Source organism: Lysinibacillus sp. FN11 (assembly GCF_024628845.1).
In the GTDB taxonomy this organism is placed as follows: domain Bacteria; phylum Bacillota; class Bacilli; order Bacillales_A; family Planococcaceae; genus Lysinibacillus; species Lysinibacillus capsici.
The window spans coordinates 1,250,358-1,269,292 of sequence record NZ_CP102383.1 but is presented as its reverse complement, the minus strand read 5'-3'; the positions used below and the strand labels follow the sequence as shown (position 1 = coordinate 1,269,292).

The 18,935-nt window shown below is 37.8% G+C and carries 21 protein-coding genes and 1 pseudogene; 11 read left to right on the top strand and 11 right to left on the bottom strand.

Annotated features, from left to right (window positions below):
* The first annotated feature begins 100 nt into the window (after positions 1-100).
* Positions 101-1,084, top strand: coding sequence for an SEC-C domain-containing protein (locus tag NP781_RS06540; RefSeq protein ID WP_221680734.1), 984 nt, complete (start codon positions 101-103; stop codon positions 1,082-1,084).
* A 59-nt stretch (positions 1,085-1,143) separates the two neighbouring features.
* Here the strand turns inward: NP781_RS06540 and NP781_RS06535 are convergent, their stop codons facing one another.
* Complete coding sequence (locus tag NP781_RS06535) at positions 1,144-1,335, bottom strand: zinc-finger domain-containing protein (RefSeq protein WP_004269383.1); 192 nt, start codon at positions 1,333-1,335, stop codon at positions 1,144-1,146.
* Between the two features lie 186 nt (positions 1,336-1,521).
* Between NP781_RS06535 and NP781_RS06530 the strand changes: the two genes are divergently transcribed.
* From NP781_RS06530 to NP781_RS06515, 4 genes are all read left to right on the top strand, one after another.
* On the top strand, positions 1,522-1,914 hold the full coding sequence (locus NP781_RS06530) for a ribonuclease HI family protein (RefSeq protein ID WP_004269382.1): 393 nt from the start codon (positions 1,522-1,524) through the stop codon (positions 1,912-1,914).
* Positions 1,915-2,146: 232 nt separating this feature from the next.
* Complete coding sequence (locus NP781_RS06525) at positions 2,147-2,944, top strand: amino acid ABC transporter substrate-binding protein (protein ID WP_257521788.1); 798 nt, start codon at positions 2,147-2,149, stop codon at positions 2,942-2,944.
* Positions 2,945-3,010: 66 nt separating this feature from the next.
* A complete protein-coding gene (locus tag NP781_RS06520) occupies positions 3,011-3,667 on the top strand; it encodes an amino acid ABC transporter permease (RefSeq protein WP_004269380.1) in 657 nt (218 codons plus the stop codon).
* Positions 3,668-3,678: 11 nt separating this feature from the next.
* Entirely contained in the window at positions 3,679-4,422 is a 744-nt protein-coding gene (locus NP781_RS06515; RefSeq protein ID WP_257521787.1) for an amino acid ABC transporter ATP-binding protein, read from the top strand.
* A 184-nt stretch (positions 4,423-4,606) separates the two neighbouring features.
* On the opposite strand, the gene NP781_RS06510 is transcribed toward NP781_RS06515, so the two are convergent.
* The 3 genes from NP781_RS06510 to NP781_RS06500 all read right to left on the bottom strand — a co-directional run bounded on the left by NP781_RS06510 (position 4,607) and on the right by NP781_RS06500 (position 8,390).
* Positions 4,607-5,860, bottom strand: a complete 1,254-nt coding sequence (locus NP781_RS06510; RefSeq protein WP_257521786.1) for an S-layer homology domain-containing protein — start codon at positions 5,858-5,860, stop codon at positions 4,607-4,609.
* Between the two features lie 935 nt (positions 5,861-6,795).
* Positions 6,796-7,986 carry an MFS transporter gene (locus NP781_RS06505; RefSeq protein ID WP_373275171.1) on the bottom strand — a complete coding sequence of 397 codons (1,191 nt, stop codon included), beginning with the start codon at positions 7,984-7,986 and terminating at the stop codon, positions 6,796-6,798.
* Between the two features lie 5 nt (positions 7,987-7,991).
* Complete coding sequence (locus tag NP781_RS06500) at positions 7,992-8,390, bottom strand: MarR family winged helix-turn-helix transcriptional regulator (protein WP_004269373.1); 399 nt, start codon at positions 8,388-8,390, stop codon at positions 7,992-7,994.
* 167 nt (positions 8,391-8,557) lie between these two features.
* Here NP781_RS06500 and NP781_RS06495 point away from each other — a divergent pair, with 167 nt between their 5' ends.
* The gene (locus tag NP781_RS06495; protein WP_221680728.1) at positions 8,558-9,112 is read left to right on the top strand and encodes a DJ-1/PfpI family protein; all 555 of its coding nucleotides are present in this window, start codon (positions 8,558-8,560) and stop codon (positions 9,110-9,112) included.
* A gap of 35 nt (positions 9,113-9,147) precedes the next feature.
* On the opposite strand, the gene NP781_RS06490 is transcribed toward NP781_RS06495, so the two are convergent.
* The 5 genes and pseudogenes from NP781_RS06490 to NP781_RS06470 all read right to left on the bottom strand — a co-directional run bounded on the left by NP781_RS06490 (position 9,148) and on the right by NP781_RS06470 (position 12,222).
* Complete coding sequence (locus NP781_RS06490) at positions 9,148-9,474, bottom strand: YqzG/YhdC family protein (RefSeq protein ID WP_257521785.1); 327 nt, start codon at positions 9,472-9,474, stop codon at positions 9,148-9,150.
* Positions 9,475-9,529: 55 nt separating this feature from the next.
* Positions 9,530-9,661 carry a hypothetical protein gene (locus NP781_RS06485; RefSeq protein ID WP_004269370.1) on the bottom strand — a complete coding sequence of 44 codons (132 nt, stop codon included), beginning with the start codon at positions 9,659-9,661 and terminating at the stop codon, positions 9,530-9,532.
* Between the two features lie 14 nt (positions 9,662-9,675).
* Positions 9,676-9,900 carry a hypothetical protein gene (locus tag NP781_RS06480; RefSeq protein WP_004269369.1) on the bottom strand — a complete coding sequence of 75 codons (225 nt, stop codon included), beginning with the start codon at positions 9,898-9,900 and terminating at the stop codon, positions 9,676-9,678.
* 124 nt (positions 9,901-10,024) lie between these two features.
* Positions 10,025-10,860: pseudogene (coaW, locus tag NP781_RS06475) on the bottom strand (type II pantothenate kinase).
* Between the two features lie 627 nt (positions 10,861-11,487).
* Entirely contained in the window at positions 11,488-12,222 is a 735-nt protein-coding gene (locus NP781_RS06470) for an SDR family NAD(P)-dependent oxidoreductase (protein WP_004269367.1), read from the bottom strand.
* Positions 12,223-12,436: 214 nt separating this feature from the next.
* Here NP781_RS06470 and NP781_RS06465 point away from each other — a divergent pair, with 214 nt between their 5' ends.
* A complete protein-coding gene (locus tag NP781_RS06465; RefSeq protein WP_221680726.1) occupies positions 12,437-13,258 on the top strand; it encodes a squalene/phytoene synthase family protein in 822 nt (273 codons plus the stop codon).
* A gap of 41 nt (positions 13,259-13,299) precedes the next feature.
* On the opposite strand, the gene NP781_RS06460 is transcribed toward NP781_RS06465, so the two are convergent.
* A complete protein-coding gene (locus tag NP781_RS06460; protein ID WP_257521784.1) occupies positions 13,300-13,788 on the bottom strand; it encodes a metal-dependent hydrolase in 489 nt (162 codons plus the stop codon).
* A 157-nt stretch (positions 13,789-13,945) separates the two neighbouring features.
* Between NP781_RS06460 and NP781_RS06455 the strand changes: the two genes are divergently transcribed.
* Together NP781_RS06455 and NP781_RS06450 are read left to right on the top strand one after the other, a co-directional pair.
* Positions 13,946-14,737: a ferric reductase-like transmembrane domain-containing protein gene (locus tag NP781_RS06455; RefSeq protein WP_257521783.1), complete on the top strand. Its 792-nt coding sequence runs from the start codon at positions 13,946-13,948 to the stop codon at positions 14,735-14,737.
* Positions 14,734-15,177, top strand: coding sequence for a ferredoxin reductase domain-containing protein (locus NP781_RS06450; protein ID WP_257521782.1), 444 nt, complete (start codon positions 14,734-14,736; stop codon positions 15,175-15,177). The genes NP781_RS06455 and NP781_RS06450 overlap by 4 nt, the downstream gene beginning before the upstream one ends.
* A 37-nt stretch (positions 15,178-15,214) precedes the next feature.
* On the opposite strand, the gene NP781_RS06445 is transcribed toward NP781_RS06450, so the two are convergent.
* The gene (locus tag NP781_RS06445; RefSeq protein ID WP_257521781.1) at positions 15,215-17,245 is read right to left on the bottom strand and encodes a methyl-accepting chemotaxis protein; all 2,031 of its coding nucleotides are present in this window, start codon (positions 17,243-17,245) and stop codon (positions 15,215-15,217) included.
* A gap of 194 nt (positions 17,246-17,439) precedes the next feature.
* On the opposite strand from NP781_RS06445, the gene NP781_RS06440 reads away from it, so the two are divergent.
* Positions 17,440-18,066 carry a nitroreductase family protein gene (locus NP781_RS06440; RefSeq protein ID WP_221680723.1) on the top strand — a complete coding sequence of 209 codons (627 nt, stop codon included), beginning with the start codon at positions 17,440-17,442 and terminating at the stop codon, positions 18,064-18,066.
* A 350-nt stretch (positions 18,067-18,416) separates the two neighbouring features.
* Positions 18,417-18,914, top strand: a complete 498-nt coding sequence (locus tag NP781_RS06435) for a hypothetical protein (RefSeq protein ID WP_221680722.1) — start codon at positions 18,417-18,419, stop codon at positions 18,912-18,914.
* Positions 18,915-18,935: the final 21 nt, after the last annotated feature.

Here is an 18,935-nt window from a genome sequence, read left to right as displayed (position 1 = left end):
GACAATCATTTTTCTTCATACAAAAGTACCGTTATTATTAAGAGTACGCAAATTATTTAGCAATATACGATTAACAATGATTAAAGGAAGTGTTCTAATTATGGTAAAACGTAATGATCCATGCCCATGCGGTAGCGGCAAAAAATATAAAAAATGTTGTGAAGGCAAACAACAAGTAACAGTGGAAACAGTACAAATCGAAGAATTAGAGCGTGTGCTACAAACATTTTACTTAGAATATCCAGAACGTAAAGATGTTCGTGCCTATATTGAGCATGTGGGCACATGGCAGCCTAAATTAGAGAGCGTTTTACAGCGAGAGCTAATTGAAGCCATCGCTTTAGACGACTTTTTCTTCCACCAAGAGCCATCTATTTGGAAAAATTATTTGAAGAAAACGAAGAAAAAGGCGGTAAGACCTTCTACAGTCAAAGTACTTGAAGATTGGTCTCAGCCTACTTTATTTATTGGTACGGTGTCTGTTGTTGAGGAAAAATATTTCAAGGCTAATCATATACTTACAAATGATGAGCTTTATATTCGACGTGAAAATAACAAACCGATTCCTGAAGGTATGCATGTATTTGCCTTCATTTTACCAGATGGAACGAAGAAATCGGCTCATTATTTAGCTGTGTCTACACTGATTTTCTTCCCAGAGGATCATGCGAAGGTCTTTGAAGAATTCAAGAAGCGCTTTGAGGCTTCAGAGAAGAAGGCTGGCTCCTTCTTAAAAGAAGAGCACCTAGCATTTTGGGAGTTATTAGTATCAAATGGCTATAAAGGTGAGGAATTTTCAAACTTTGAGAGCAATGTCCTGACACAAGTAAAAGACTTCCTAGAGCAAAATGAGCGTGAAACAGCACCGATGCTTGAGCTTTTAGAGGACTATTTAATTGAAGGTCAACCGACTGCCCGTAAAGAAGCGGCCATTGCAGCTGGTGCAATTCGTTATGGCCAGGAAAAGGAGCTGTTTGAGTCCCTTTCTATGACCGTAAAAGAAATCGCTGCGACATTTGATATTTCGGCTTCCTCTCTTACAAAGTATTACCAAGATCTAAGCAGCTATGCTGAAACGAAATAATCATGACAATTAAAGAAGCTACATGTATTTGCTAATACATGTAGCTTTTTCTCATATGTTTATTTACTATAAACTTTTAAAAGTTCTTCCCCTAGGAACTGTAGCTTTTCTCCAACTGAACAGGCTTCAATGCAGAAACGATGAGCCCCTGGTTTACCACGCTCTTTACGTAATTGCTTAATCACTAAGCAATCCGAACAATACGTATCATGCAGTTCATCAATATCCTTCATAACCGTCACTTTATCCATGTAGAACTCTCGCTCCTTTCACGTCCAAAATTCACTTCCTACTATTATGAAGCGTTCAATTTCAACAAGCAACTATTTTGTTTACTTCCTACGTATTTTTTTCAACACGAATTGCTCACAAGGATGCTTTAAACCATAGCCTTGTTGTACAATTATAATGAAGTCAAAACGCAAAGTAGGGATAATATGTTAGAAGTTTATATAGATGCTGCCAGTGCAGGAAATCCTGGGCCAAGTGGGATAGGAGTATTTATTAAAGGTGAAGGTCACCATATCCAAATCAGCGAGTATATTGGTGAGACAAACAACCATATTGCTGAATTTTCAGCATTGGTTCGTGGTCTTGAAGAAGCACAAAAGCTAGGCTCCCCTCTTGTCTCGGTGCGTTCAGATTCCAAAATCGTTGTGGCTTCTATGGAAAAAGAATATGTGAAAAATGAGGAATTTAAACCTTATTTAGAAAAAGCTTTAGCGCTTGCCACTAGCTTTGATTTATTCTTTATCAAATGGGTGCCCGACTCACAAAACAAAGCGGCTGATGCCTTGGCACGAAAAGCAATCCAAAGCAAAAATGCCTAGCCTCATTTCCCAGGACTGTTCTATTGGAGCAGTCCTTTTTTCTTTTCCCTATTCTTCAGTTATTTACTATCCCCCAATTTCATTATTTTATGATATTCAAAAAAATGCTAGAAAACGCCACGCATTTTCTGATTAATCCAAAACGATATTGACATTGTTAGAGGACGATGTTATCCTTTAACACATTAGTAGTTTAGCAAGTAAAAGTGATAGATTATAGGGGGAAACAAAAATGAAACGTGTAGTGACTTTATTTATGATGCTGACAGCTGTCATCGTTTTAGCAGCGTGCGGCTCTTCAAAAGAAAAGACAGCAGAAAAAGACGAAACAGCAGCAGATCAAGAAAAAATTATTATTGGAATCGACGATAAATTTGCACCAATGGGCTTCCGCGATGATAAAAATGACATCGTTGGATTCGATATTGATTTAGCTCGAGCTGCAGCAGAGCATATGGGCGTTGAAGCAGAATTCCAGCCAATCGATTGGAAAACAAAAGAGGCTGAATTATTAAGTGGACGTATTGATTTAATTTGGAACGGTTATACCATTACAGATGAACGTAAGGAAAAGGTTTTATTTACAAAGCCTTATCTTGAAAACTCTCAAGTTGTGATAACAAAGGCAGATTCAAAGATTACGAAGCTAAGTGATTTAGCTGGACAAGAAGTAGGTATTCAATCCCTTTCTTCTGCGGCCGATGCATTAAACGGTAACCCAATTCATAAAGAAGTGAAAAAAATTACAGAATTTGCGGATAATGTTTTAGCATTATCAGACTTAAAAACAGGCCGTGTTGATGCTGTGGTAATTGATGCTGTAGTTGCAGAATATTACATGACGCAAGAGCCTGACACATTCAAATTATTAGAGGAATCACTCGCACCTGAGCAATACGGTATTGGTGTGAAACCAGGAAATGAAGCCTTATTAGAAAAACTACAAGCCGCGTTAGACAAAATGAATGAAGATGGTACTGCGGCTGACATTTCAACAAAATGGTTTGGTGAAGACAAAGTATTAAAATAATGACAGGATACATCAACTGTAAGAGTTTCCTTAGTGGAACTCTTACTCTTTTGGAGGGACATCGTTATGGCGGATTACTGGCAAACTATGATATTACCGATGCTAGAAGGGGCAAAAATGACAGTTTTACTGTTTTTCATCGCCATTCTGGTATCGATTCCATTCGGCTTTTTACTAACACTCGCCGTAAAAAGTCGGATAAAACCACTCGCTTGGCTTGCACATACGTATATTTATATCATGCGTGGTACACCACTATTACTACAATTATTATTGATTTGCTTCGGTTTACCTATGCTGCCAGTAATCGGTGAATATTTAGTATTGGATCGTTTTGTGGCCGCTTGTCTTGGCTTTATTTTAAATTATGCTGCCTACTTTGCAGAAATATTCCGTGGTGGTCTTCTTGCCATCGATAAAGGACAATATGAGGCAGCCCAGGTACTCGGCTTATCCAAATGGCAAACGACGACACGTGTTATTTTGCCACAAATGTTTCGTGTCGCCTTACCCGCATTATCAAATGAATCCGTTACACTAATTAAGGATACAGCCCTACTTTATGCAGTTGCTGTTCCCGAATTACTACATTTTGCGCAAACGGCTGTCAATCGGGACTTCACAATTACACCGTTCTTTATTGCTGGTGCAATTTACTTAGTCATGACCCTTGTCTTGACGGTGTTCTTTAAATGGCTAGAAAAACGCTTTAAATTCGAATAGAGGTGACACATATGGCATTAATGGAAGTAACAAATTTGAAGAAATCTTTCGATCAGGTGGAGGTTCTGAAACAAATTACATTTTCAGTAGAGAAGAATGATGTCATTGCAGTTATCGGTCCCTCTGGATCTGGGAAAAGTACAATGCTTCGAAGCTTAATACATTTAGAAGAAATCGATGGTGGCAGTATTGTAGTAGATGGCGATTATTTAGTGCAAGATGGTCGATATACAAAGCCACAAGACATCAAAGCAATCACAGCTAAAATGGGGATGGTCTTTCAACACTTTAACCTGTTCCCCCATTTAACCGTTCAGCAAAACCTTGAAATGGCACCGAGCTTATTAAAAACAGAATCGACAGAAGCCATTACAAAACGCTGTCAAGATTTACTACAAAAAATTGGTCTTGCCGACAAGGCCAAGGCTTATCCAGCCAATCTTTCTGGTGGTCAAAAACAGCGGGTAGCAATTGCACGTGCCCTTATGATGAATCCTCAAATTTTATTATTTGATGAGCCTACCTCTGCCTTAGATCCTGAGCTGACAGGCGAAGTATTAAAGGTTATGAAAAGCCTAGCAGAGGATCAGATGACGATGATTGTGGTAACACACGAAATGGGCTTTGCACGAGAGGTAGCAAATAAAGTCGTCTTTATGGATGGTGGTCAAATTATCGAATCTGATCATCCAGACAACTTCTTTACAAACCCTCAAAACGACCGTACAAAGGCGTTTTTACAAAAGAATCTTTAGTAGAGCGGCTTTTTGTTGCTCTACTTTTTATTTTTCTTACTTGTGTGTGCTTCGAAATAAAATTTTTTATAGACTCGTTAAGTTTTTTTAATCTCTATATTTCCCCACTGCTATGTATAGACCTATAAAAAGATACGATTGCAATCGTACCTTTTTTTATTAGTTTCAATGGAATTATCAACTCCTATTTCGGTACTTCATAAATGAACATACTTCCATCATCTGTTCTTCCTCTTAGTTTTTCATCAGATTTAACCTTTACTCCATTTAAAGCCCAAAAGCGATAGGTTTCACCCTTCATAAATTCATTTTTTGATGAACCTGTTGGGGATGTTATATGAAACTGTGCAACTTTACTTTTATCTACAACTAAGTTTGAAGCAAAGTGCATGTCAGAACCATTGCTAACACTTAGAAGACTTACGTCTCTACTTGGCTTGAATGTGTATTCATAGTAGATAGCGTAAACTCCTTTATTCAGAAAAGCTATATTGTTGCTTTCATTAAAAAACATATCTTTAAAAATACCTTTTGGTTTAGAGCCAGTTGTATCCACAAAAACAGCATGTTCAATTGTCGCAATACCAGTGTTATTTAAATACGTATGTGGTTTACCCAGAACATCTTCATATCCACCGTATTCTGATTTCTTAAAGTTGGAAATAGTTAAGATGTTCGTTCCTGTGCTAGCAACTTCACGAAGTTCTTTTAGCCCTGTGAAATCAGATGGCGCTTTTTTCATAGCATCCATGAAGCGGATAAGGATAGTTGCTACCTCGGCACGTGTTGTATTGCCATTTGGCTTGAATGTGAAATCTTCATAGCCTGATAGCAAGCCAGTACCAAGTGCCACCCCGATATACGGTAAATCCTTCTTGTTTACACCGCCACCATAAAACTCTGGAATCGGAATAATTGTAAGGCTTGAATTCGCCATTTCCTCGATTGCTTTTCCATAATCATCATTCGCATGGGCTAAACCATTTGCTAACCAACGAGACATTTCGCCACGAGTCATTGCTTTGTTTGGTTCAAATCTGTTATTCGAGAAATCACTAGCTTTAATGAATCCAACAGCTAGTCCCTCTTGAATAGCGTCATTTGCCCAATGCGATGCACCAACATCTGAAAATTTAGATGGTGTACGGTCGTTGCCATCGAATACGCGTGATAGGAACGTCGCAAACTCTGCACGAGTTACTTGAGCAGATGGTTTATATGTGCCATCGCTGTAACCTGCAACAAGACCTTTCTCTGCTACTTGCTTAATAGATTCATATGCCCAATGCGATTTAGGGACATCTTTAAATGTCGTTTTCGTTGCCGCTTCTGCAACCGAATAAGTAGCAGGAATAGCGTAAACAGGCGTCGCCACAGCTAGAGCTAAAGTCGCAAGTAATAATTTGTTTGAATTCTTTCTAAAAGTACCACGTTTCATATTTTTTACCTCCAAATGAATTAGATTCTTTTATACTCTAATTTTACCATTTTTAGAGGATCTATCAAATTCCCGAAGGTCATTAGTTAGTCCCCCCATTCCTGAAAAAGATTTTAATAAAATGAAAAACCCGCTTCAAAAAACCATCAATGAGCCATAACACAAAAGTTACGACAAATAGTGATTTTTGAAGCGGGTTCTTCCCATTAGTTAAATTACTATTATGTTTCATAGTTTTTTAAAATTGAACAATCTTGATTAGAAAAATCATAATAATTTTGGAGTTATAGATGAGTGTAAGTAACGTAATCCGAGAGGATATTGAAAGCTTTGAAATTAAGCTATTAAAAGAGAATTGTTATATTGACTATGTTATTAGATTTCAATGAGGGTTCCTATTTCATTTAACTAATAAGCATTTTTGAATACACATCTTAAATAACTGAACTTTATTACTTGTGGTTTCTATCCATGACAATTAAATTTACATTATTTGAAAAAAACCGATTATCCATGTTATAATTCTTAGTGAAGATGTATATAAGTAAATAAGACCATTGGTGCTGGAACACCAATGGTCCTAGTAACAAGATGAATCGCTTCAAAGGCGATTTGCAAAGTGATGAAAGTAAACCATCTCACATGCTGGCGAGGCAGGGGCGGTTTACTTTTTTTGTGTAAAAGTAAATGACAATGCAAGTACAGAAACAATAAGTGTTGAAAGACTTATCGCAACCATTATTGCTTCAAAAATAGTCAAAGGCATCAACTCCTTTCTCTTCCATAAGTTGAATGAGATAGGTTAATATTGTGCCAACCGCCCATGAAACCTCTATCTAGTTACTCTCTTATTATACCATATTTTGGTCTAAAACGGCCACGCTACATGATTGCCTATAATCATAAAAACAGTTGGGACAGGCCCAACTGTTTTACTATATATTCACTATTTTTTTCGGTTTCATCTTTGCAAGTCGTAATAGATAAATAATAAAGACAACCCCTAGTAAGCCTGCACCTGACAAGTAGACTGAAGCATAGCCTGCCTGCACGGCTACCATTCCTAAAATATAGGAACCTAGTGCGATTCCAAGGTCAAACATCGTAAAATAGGTTGCTGTAGCATAGCCACTTCGCTGGATGGCTGTGGATTGAACGGCTAATGCTTGCAAGCTTGTCGTCACAGCACCATAGCCGAAGCCTACAAAAATAGCAGCACTCAAAAATAATACGGGCCCCTCTACAAAAGCGAGCATAACGAGCCCGATGGCGAAGGAGATAATGCCGGGAATAATAACAAATTGTGGTCCCTTCGTATCATAAAGTTTACCTGTGTACGGACGCGTAATTAACATGGATGCAGCAAACACCGCATAAAAAAGACTGGCCACAGCCATTAAATCCTTTTGCTGTGCATAGACCGATAAAAAGGATAAAACACTGGCATACGAAAAGGCTACTAAACTAGCAATCGCAGCAACAGGTAACGCTTTTCGCTCAAACAAATCATCAAATTTAAAGGTTAGTTTTCCTTCATGTGCAGGTTTCGGTAGATCATCAGTATTGACCGTTAACGCTAGAATTCCTCCTGCTAGAATACAGATACTCATAACGATGAATAATACGTTAAAGGTACTATATTGTATTAATAATAGTCCGATAAATGGACCAATAACGACAGCTAGATTTGTAGACATCGTGAAATAGCCAAGGCCTGCTCCTTTTCGTTTAGCTGGAACGATATCAGCCGCTAAAGATCCTGCAGCTGTTGTAATAATACTAAAGAAAATCCCTTGTATAAAACGTAGACCAAGTAAAAGGCCGAATGGATGTATAAATAAATATAAGACGGTACATATAAAATAGCCCCCGATTGAGAGGACTAACAGTTTTTTCTTACCAAATACATCCAACAGTTTTCCTGAAAACGGGCGTACAATGATAGCTGACAATAAAAAGCCAGACAATAGAAGCCCTGCCTCCTTATCTGTCTGATGTAGCTCCCCTATTGCATAAAGCGGCAAAGTCGTTACAAGTCCATAAAATACAAAAAAAACTGAGATATTCGTTAAAAATAGACTAATGAAACGCTTCGTCCATATTTGTGTATTCTCTTCTTGCTGCATGTCCATCAACCTTTCATTTTTTCCAATAGCTTTAGAAATTGCTCTTGTTCCTCAGCAGTTAAAGATCCTACCATTTCCTCCTCAAACGCTCGAATAGTTGCTGTAATGGCTGGTAGGCGCTCCTCTGCTTGTGTGGATAAAGTCACTATCTTTTCTCGTTTATCCTCACCATCTAATCGTTGTACCCAGCCCAATGCCTCAAGCCTTGTAATCGCTCTTGTGATACTTGGCGCTTCCACATTTAAATATTTCCAAATTTGCGTCAATGTCATCGGTCCATTTTTATGTAAGCAATATAAAATGGTCCACTGAGAACTATATAAATGATGCTGCTTCAGCACTTCATTTAAGCAATTAGTTAAATAGCGATTTTTTTGGAATAAAGCATGGAAAATTGGATTCATCACTATCTACCTCCTAAAATTATTTACCTAGCTAAATAAATACTATACGCTTCATTTTTTTCTTTGTAAAGGAAGTAATTTGGAAAGATGGCTCGATCAGCAGCAGGAAATTTTTTGCATGTGTCGAATAAAAGTTAATAAACTTTCAATGTAAAGGAGAGGGAATCATGGGGAAAAAGGTTTTAATACTTGCAGGAGATGCCGTAGAGGCTTTAGAGATTTTTTATCCTTATTATCGTTGTCTTGAGGCAGGCTATGATGTCACAATTGCAGCACCATCAGCTAAGAAATTACAAACTGTACTACACGATTTTGTAGATGGCGTCGATACATACATCGAGCGACCTGCCTATGGCTTAGAGGCACATGCTTCTTTTGCTGATGTTGATCCAACCCATTTTGATGGATTGATTATTCCTGGTGGTCGTGCGCCAGAATATATTCGTTTAAATGAGCATGTGCCACCACTCGTGTCCCATTTTTTCGAAATGAATAAACCGATTGCAGCCGTTTGCCACGCAGCACAAATTTTCGCAACGATTCCTGAAGTGCTAAAAGGACGTGAGCTGACAGCCTATATTGCTTGCAAGCCAGAGGTGCAAGTGGCTGGCGCTACTTATATTGATGCCAATCTTCATACAGATGGCAATTTAGTAAGTGGACATGCATGGCCTGATTTACCAGGCTTGATGCGTGCGTTTATTCAAAAGCTTGAAGGTTAAATGAATGAGGATGCCTTTTCTGGGCATCCTTTTTTTCATGATGTGCTTTCTTGTAATTCAATTTTTTCTACCTTTTGTGTTGAACTTTGATAACTAATTCTTACATAGACACCAAATTCCTTATCAGGTTGCTTGAGCCAAAGCTTAAACTTTTCAATTGTTGACGCCCCATGTACTTCTTTACCCTCATGCAAATAATCGATAATTTTGGCTGATGGATATTTTGCCTTTACCTCTTTGATGGCCAGTTGTCCCCATTTGGCATAGGCTGGTGTTTCTTGTTGTGCATTTGCGACCATTGCTGTTTGTATGAACACAGTAAGACAAGCAAAAACAATCCCAAGTAAATATAACTTCCTCACTTGAATCACTCCTTTAAAAAAATAAGCGCTCCAAAAATTTTGGAGCAGCTTGTCTTTATTGCTTTGGCTGTTGAGGGTTATTATGAATGACTTGGTTAAACTCTGCTGAGTACTCCTCACGATCATTCTTTTTATGAGTATCTTCCTTCTTTTTCTTTTTAAAGCTTGTTTTTCTCTTTTTTGCCATGATTTGTACCTCCGTTATTTCGTTTTATTGGACTGCTGGTTTTTATCATGATTCGTTTTATTGTTTTTATTTTTAGCTTTCGCATCAAATTCTGCTGCGAATTCTTCGTTTAGGTTGTCATTCGGATTATTATTATTGCTATTACTTCGATCAAGATCTTTGCTTTTGTAGGTACCAAAAGGATTATGCGTTCGCATATTCATGGTTTTACTGTTATTCCGATTATTACGTTTGCCCACGTAACATCACCTCCTGCACATAATTTGTTCAAATAGAGGCGTTACTATGTAGATCAGTTTCTTCGCTAATTGTAAAAAATGAACATGACTAATGTACATTAGTCATGTTCATTCTTATTCGTCCCTAGACAATTGTATATTCTGTAATGTTTAGCAATGCTCCAACAGCACCTGAAAAACCATGATCGTTAATAAAAACAGGTGTATGCTTCTTAGTGCGTGTATAATTTGCAATCACACGGGCAAGATGAGCATTATTGCTGAGAGTTGATCCAATATAGACAATATGCTGAGCCTTTTTTCTTCCGCATATTGAATGCTAAGTGTTGTAATAACTTCGCCTACTAGACCCTGAACCGTCGCTATAATATCCTCTGCTGGATGTTTCATGGACCGTGTAATGCCTACTTTTCCAAAATTACTTGCAGTTAAATGACCATCAATAGGTGTATCCATTCCCTGATAAATGTCCTTAACTAATAAATCAATACTCTCACGATGGCCATTGTCAGCCATTTCTCGTATTTCATTGTAATCTGTAATCCCTGTTGTAAGCGCTGACAATCCAATTAACGTCCCACCACCAACGCCTGTCCCGCCAACGCGAATATGGGTATTGCCCTCCATGTAATGAATGGAAGTACCTGTCCCAATATTGGTAATCATGCTGCGCTCAAAAAAGTAGCCTTCTTTATTTAATAAAAATCGGACACCCTTTAATGTTGCTTCAAATTCCACTATATAATGAATCGATTTCATTGTTTTAATGACATCAAGTAATTGCTCTGTACGTCCCCCCGTAACACCAATATCCTCAATATCTGGATGATCAATAATCCATTTTTTTACAGACTGTAAATCATTAGACGGAAAGGTTGTTAAAACAAGTTCATTGTGTTGATCTAAATAAGCAACCTTTGTCAATGTGCCGCCTGCATCAATACCTATAGCCTTTGGCATACAATTCTCCTTTGTTTTTATTACGCAACTTTGTCATGTAATGATTGCAGTTTACGCGATGATTAAGGCAACTATTAAAGTACATGCCCTCTTTGGTTCGAAGGATTTTGCAAGGAGTTTTTTTGTGTGCCAAAATCCTGACCAATTAATTTGTTCGTACAAAAGCAAAACGCTTAGTACAATCCCCCAAATTGTGTAATGACATTTTCGCCCTTTCTAAACTTTAACGCTGTTGAAATGATTGTGCAATAACTTCGTAAACTTTCATGAAAAAATCATGGAAAATATCAAATTTTTTCTAATGGATAGCTGAATTTTATATTGCAATTCGAAAGCTTTATCATCATTCTACTAAAAAATAAAGCTTTGTTAAAGCATAATGCTGTTTTTGAAATTTAACGAATATTCAAAAGCGGAACACGAAGATTTATATAGACAGATTCCAGAAGAACGCTCATTAGTGCTTAAATGAGGAGTATAACCATGCAAGGCGTTTAGGTAGAAAAACGTGGCTTTTAAAAAATGGAAGCATCCGAATCTCAGGTTCCACTATTTAGCCTTGAAAAATGCAAAAAAAGTGAAAATGCACTGCTTGAACAGGCACTTTCACTTTCCTAAAACGATTAATTAGCGTGCTGAATAGCCACCATCAATGACAAGCTCAGCACCTGTAATGTAAGAAGCTTCATCAGATGCTAAAAATAAAATAGCATTCGCTACTTCTTCTGGTTGACCAAGGCGTCCCATTGGTGTCGCTCTTACTAACATATCCATTGCTTCTTTTGCTTCTGATAATTTAGCAGTCATTGGTGTTTCAATGACACCAGGGAATACTGTATTAACACGAACATTGAAAGCACCAAGCTCTGATGCCGCTGCACGAGCAATCGCTCGTAATGATCCCTTAGAAGCTGTATATGCATTAAAGCCTGCACCAATAATCGCTGTGTAAGAGGATGTATTAACGATAGAGCCTTTTCCAGCTTCTTTCATATAGTTAGAGGCATGTTTAATGCCCAAGAAAGGTCCAAAAGCATTGATATTATGCATGATTGACCAATCCGCTTGTGTAATTTGATCTGGTCCCTTTTCTGATGAAATACCAGCATTGTTAATTAAAATATCAATGCGACCATATTTCTCCACAATGGCTTTCGTCACTTCTGCCCAGTTTTCGTCAGATGAAACATCCAATTTCATCCCCTCTACATGGTCAAGCTCAGAAATTTTTGCTAGGTTATCTTCATTAATATCAGCTGCAATTACCGTAGCACCCTCTTGGGCAAACAATTTCGCCATTGCTGCACCCATACCAGATGCGCCACCAGTAATCATCGCAATTTTGTTATCTAAACGTCCCATTTTTCTAAACTTCCTCTCTTTTGTAATGTGGTTTAACTTATACTTTCGTCCACAATGAAAGTATAGGTTTAAATAGTTTACTATTAAACTATATCACTTTTAGGAAACGTTTTCAAAGAATATCTCTCTAAATATGAACAATCTGTTTTATCTTTCCCTATTTTTACGATACGATATACTATAGATGTGGAACCATTTGAACGGAGGAATACAAGTGAACGAGCAAAAAAGACTTTACAAAGAAGCGATGCAGGTTTTGAAAGATACAAGCCGCACGTTTTATATACCTATTACATTTTTAAAAAATGATTTAAAGATATCAGTGGCTGCAGCCTATTTAGCAATGCGTGCCATTGATGAAATTGAAGACCATGAAGAACTTTCTAATGATGTCAAATTTGATTTACTGTCAGCAATGAGTGAATTACTTAAGGACAATTTCAATAACGAAGCCTATCAGTCATTACTCGCACCTTATGCAGAGCAATTACCTGAAGTCTCCCTTCGTTTAGCAGATTGGCTGACATTTTGTCCTGAGGAATCCAGAAAAATTGTACAGGCTTCCACAAGTGAAATGGCTTTTGGGATGGCAAAATGGGCAAAGGCGAATTGGCAGGTCCGCACACGTGAGGATTTAGACGATTATACATACTACGTGGCTGGGCTTGTAGGGACGATGCTGTCTGAGCTTTGGGCATGGGGTGCAGGCGTTCAAACAGATCGCGAGCTAGCAATAGGCTACGGCCGTGGATTGCAGGCTGTCAACATCTTACGTAATCAGCATGAGGATTTAGATGAACGTGGTGTAAGTTTCGTACCAGAGGGATGGACACGTGAGGATTTATTTGCGTATGCAGAGGAAAATTTAACCAAAGCAGATTTATATATGAAGGATATCAATAAACGTACTATTCTGCTGTTCTGTCGCCTACCACTTGCCTTAGCTCACAAAACACTAAAGGCAATGCAAGAAGGACGAGAAAAAATGACTCGTGCCGAGGTAGAGCAAACTGTTGAAGAGGTACAGGCAGACTAACATGAAAAGCCCCAGTAAACGATTACTGGGGCTTTTCTTATTTATATCGCATCAATAAATCTTACAATTAATTCATAGCTGAAATAGATAGATAGCATCGATAACAACATCAGTACGACACCTTCTATCTTGCTACCCGTTTTCGTTGTAAGTGGAAAACGAATTGAGACAGTCGCAGGGAAAAATAGTTTAACCCCTTTTTTTGTACACATATCAAGTATGATATGACTAGCCATTCCGATAATTATTCCAATAGATATCGCTCGATAAGGAATCAACATATGTAATAACACCATCATACTTATTAAAAATAACAAACTATGTGTAAAGGAACGATGTCCAAATACTGTATTCACTAGCTTCGCGATGAGGGGAAATGTTCGACCTATTTTACTACCTCTATGACAAATATCTGGAAGTAACGCACCAATAACCCCCGCACCAACTAAGACAAGTGGGTTATCATTTGAAAACTGTGCAAAGGCAAGACTTGCTGTAATGCCCCCAACGATATGGGTATTCCCTTGCATAAATTACTTCCACTCCTTTTCTCTTATTTTCCCTTCTTAATGTAACATAATTCGACGCAAAAGGGAACATACATTCCGAACGTACGCTCGAAACTTTTTTCCTCTCTGATTGTATAGCTAGTTAAATTATGGATAAACATAGTGATGGAGGTTAAATATGAGAGCATATAAAGGGATACTTTTTATTTTCAGTATTTTGTGTGGTAGTGCTTTGCTTTGGTATTTTAGCAAACCTATGGCACCTATCCATCCGTTGAACACACTAAGTCATGTCATTGGAGGCTTAGCCATAACTTGTTTATTTCTTGTATTCTTATTAGCTACAAGAATAAAAATGTTGGAGCGTTGGTTTAGTGGTCTTGAGCATGTCTATTTTTATCATAAATTACTAGCAATCCTTTCACTTGTATTGATTCTTATTCACGGGCAATTACAAAAAATGATTCCTGATGAAGAGCTAACACAACAAACGCCACTCAACGAATTCGCAAAAGATCTTGGCGAGCTGGCTCAATACGGCTTTATCTTTCTAATCATTCTTGCCTTTATTGCAAAATTTCTGAAGTACGAGCATTGGCGCTGGCTTCATCGATTATTACTTGTGCCCTATACATTGGGTATTTACCATGCTTATTTTTCTAGCCACTATGATTTATTACAGCCCTCAGCTTTAGGGGTTTTTACAGCATTAACAACTACGATTGGATTTATGTCAGCTCTTTATATGCTGACAATGTATCAGGATATGTTCTTTCCCTATAAAGGTCAGATTTCATCCATTCAAAGGCTGACCCCTGAGATATTGGAAATTAAGTTGAAGCTTACAAAACAGCTGGATTATCGACCAGGACAATTTCTTTTTCTGAAAGTCTTTCAAGAGGGTATTGAAAAAGCACCACATCCCTTCTCTATTTCTGGGGGTGTGGACAACAAATCAATCTTACGATGAAAGCTATTGGAGACTATACTAAAGAGGTCTACAACCTTATTCAAGTCCATACAGAGGTTGCTGTAGATGGCCCCTATGGTCATTTTGACTTCGGCAACGGGAATGCACAGCAGCTATGGATTGCAGGTGGTATGGGCATCACCCCATTTCTTGCCTATTTACACACGAAGCCTGATAAGAAAATTGACTTATATTATTCTTTTCACGGGCAAGACAATGTCATCTACAAAGATTTTTTAGAGGATTATGCACAAGCAAACGACCATTTTACTGTCACGTTTATAGATACAACACAGCGAAATAGACTCTCTGTTGATGAGTTATCCATCTCTCCACAAACTAGTATTTATATATGTGGACCAGAAAAAATGATCAAGCATTTCAAATCGGCTGCACCTAAGAAAAATGTACAGTGGGAAGCTTTTTCATTTAGATCTTAAAAAGGTGTACACCTAAATCTAGATGTACACCTTACCATTAAATCGTGAATTTAGTTGCTTCTTCTTGCAAATTTTGAGCAAGTTGTGCTAACTGCTCAGAGGCTATGGACATCTCATTCATCGTTGATGCCTGCTCCTCCGTGATGGCTGATACATTTAATGTATGATCATTTGTTGCAAGTGCCTGTTTGCTAATTGCCTGTACTTTTTTGGTTACTGCCTGCAACTTTTCAAAAGCATCAGATGTCGTTTTGCTTGTCTTTTGCATGGTGTTTTGGAGACCTTCAATTGCACTGGCAATTGTATCGAAGGTCATGCCTGCTTGTTGAACAGAACCAATGCCTTGATGGGCTATTTTTCGACTTTGCTCCATCATCTCTACCGCGTCATTCATTTGTTCCTGAATCGTCTGCACAACCTTTGCAATATCTAACGAAGCACGGCTAGTTTGTTCGGCAAGTGCTTTGACCTCTCCTGCAACTACCGCAAAGCCTTTCCCTGCTTCCCCTGCTCGTGCTGCCTCAATGGCAGCATTAAGTGATAGTAAATTGGTTTGGTCGGTAATAGCTGAAATGAGCTGACTCATCTGCTCTATTTGAAGCGAATGCTCCTTCAAGCCATTCACCAGATTGGCACTACTGTCAACCTGTGCATGTAGGTGGACAATATCATTCACGAAACCATGTATTTTTTGTGATCCGCCAGTAGCAAGTTCAGAGGTTTTTTGCGATTGTTGGACTGCTTCATGTAAATCGTCCATGGCGGTCTTCATATCCCCACCTAGTTGTGTTGTTACACCCTCTAACTCCCCACTCACCTGTTGTTGCGAACTCGTATTTTCTGCCACCTCTTGCATAGAAATCGCAACTTCTGTAACAGTTTTATTGACCTCCTGCACACTTGCCGTTAATTCCTCTGCAGTAGAAGCAACTGTCTCGGTTTCAGCTACAATGCGCTGCATCATTGAACCTAATGCTTCCACAGAGTCATTATAATACTGCGCCATTTCACCAAATTCGTCCTTCGTATGAACGGCCATTTGTTGCGTTAAATCACCCGTAGCAAGATAGCCTAAATGCGTATTCATCGTTTTCACTTCCCCACGGATGTAACGAGCAAGGAAATAAATACTAATTGCGATAAGTAAAATTAGAACGACACTGATCACGATTTGCTGTTGGAGCATGGCCTGTATTTCGCCGTAAAGCTCAGTTGTCGGAACCAGTAAAACTAATTTCCACGGCATATCTTGTATTTGCATAAATTGTAAGGTAAAATCACTACCCTCACTGCTTGTATGTATTAACTTTTTTTGATCAGAAATCTGCTCCACAGGCATGTTCAACAACTGCTGGATCGTTTCTTTATTCACTTTATTTACATCAGGGTGCGTTAAAATTTTTCCACTATCATCAATTAAAAATGCATAACCACTCTCACGAATTTTCACGTCAGAAACAATGGATTGAATTGAATCTAATACATAATCTCCTGTAATAACGCCAATGGGCGTAGAATCTTTGACAATTTGTGTACCAAATGAGATAAACATTTCCCCCAGAGCTTCATCAAAATAAGGTGCTGTATGAACTACCTTATTAGATTGGATACTATTGCGATACCATTCTTGCTCGTGAAAATGATAGGCAGGATCTTCATAAGCATCCGTGGAGACAATTTTTTCTTCTTCCTTATAGACATACGGCCCAAAAATTTGTCCATTTGCCATATCCTTCTCTAGCCATAATCCCATACCATACGTTTCCTTATTGAAAGGCAATAGCTGCTGTACGTAGCGAATAAATTGCTCTCTGGTCATCATACTGTCAGCCGATTCTATTGTTGTCTTTGCACTATTTATGAGCTGAATGTGTGCATGCAATTTTCCCTCAACGGAACCTGCAACATCATCCGCTAGTATAGACATTTCATTTTCAATAGAGCTTTCAAGTTCATTGGATACGTTCAAATAGTTAAGGAAGGTCATACCACCTAAAAAAACAGTGATGACAGGAATAAGCATTGCAATTTTTGCCATAATATTCAAATTTCCTAACAGCTTTTTCATTCACCTTCACTCCATATCTATTATTATTGCTCTATTCCATCTCTAGTATAAATGGATTATGCCTACAAAAATATGTTTTTTTTGTAACTTTTAAATCCTAGATTCAAGACTCTTTAATTCGAGCAATTTACTTGGAAAATGAATTCATTTATCGTATAGTAAAAAACGCATCATACCATGAAGGAGACAAAATAATGACAGTGACAAAAAGTTCTTTAACTAAAGTTATGCACGAGCGTAAATCTGTTCGTAAATACGATGAAAACTTTAAAATCCCGCAACAACAATTAGAAGAATTACTTGTAGAAGCAACGTCTGCTCCATCGTCTAGTAACCTACAGCCTTGGCGCTTTTTAGTAATTCAGGATGAAGCGGTCAAAAAAGAGCTACGTGCTATTGCCAATAACCAAGAACAAGTAGAAACTTCCTCAGCAATTATTGCCGTTTTAGGTGATACAAAAATGTACGAAAATGCCGAGGCTGTCTATACAAAGAACTTCGATCTTGGCTATATCAATGAGGCAACAAAAGAGTTAATGATTAACAACTCGATCAATCTATATTCTCAACTTCCCCAAGAAGTGTTAAAAAATATCGTTACATTTGATGCTGGTCTAATTTCCATGCAAATCATGCTACTAGCTAAAGACATGGGCTATGATACAGTGCCAATGGGTGGATTTAATAAAGAAGCCTTTGCTCAACGCTTTGAATTAGCTGACCATATCGTCCCAGTTATTTTAATTGCGATTGGTAAGGCAGCCGCACCTGCTTACAATTCTTCCCGCATTGAACTTGAGCACATCGCCAAATTCATTTAATACACGTGAAAATAGTCATCTTACAATGTAGTTAAGATGGCTATTTTTATTTTTTGTGGCATTTCTTGTGCATCTACCATCATAGGATAGTAATGTTTTTCTATGTACTTTTTGAAATGAATAAAACGGAAAATGATTCTCAAAAACTAGCATAATAATGTTTCCAAGGATATTTTTTGCATTTTTATCATAAGGCACTCAAAAAATCATCATTAAAGTCTTAAATAACCAACTACATTCTAGTACATTTGTGCGATTTCTACTAAATATTACATCTAAATTGTTGTAGCTTAAACACTTGAGGATTGTTATGATTAGGAGGTATTTTCATATGAAGGGAGGTTTTTCTGATGAATTATGACTATAATGATTCTTATTATTACTCAGATTTAGATGCAGCCATGGGTGGTTTATTTTTTATCTTTATACTAGCCGGCCTTGCTATTGGTTTAATTGCCTACATTATTAGTGCACTTATTTATTTTATGACATCTAAAACAAATGGTTTTGGAGATGTAGCCTATATTGCTTGGATTCCCATTATTAATGTATATAGTCTCTTCCTGCTGACAGCTGGTGGGGATACTCGAGAAACAATACGTGCAACAGCTTTAAAAAATACGCTTATTTATGCGGGCTTGATCATTGTTTCGTTTATTCCATTTATCGGTATTCTGACTTCTTTAGGAGCGGCAGGCTTTACACTCTATTTCACGTATCGCCTATTCTACCGCTGGTGTGGTGAAACAGGTAAGGCTGTATTATACACAATCTTAATGGTAATAACAGGTGGATTGTTCTTTGCCATCTACGGCTTAATGCGCATGAACAGACCTTTCGTTGCTTAATTGTTTTAAAACCTCTTTATG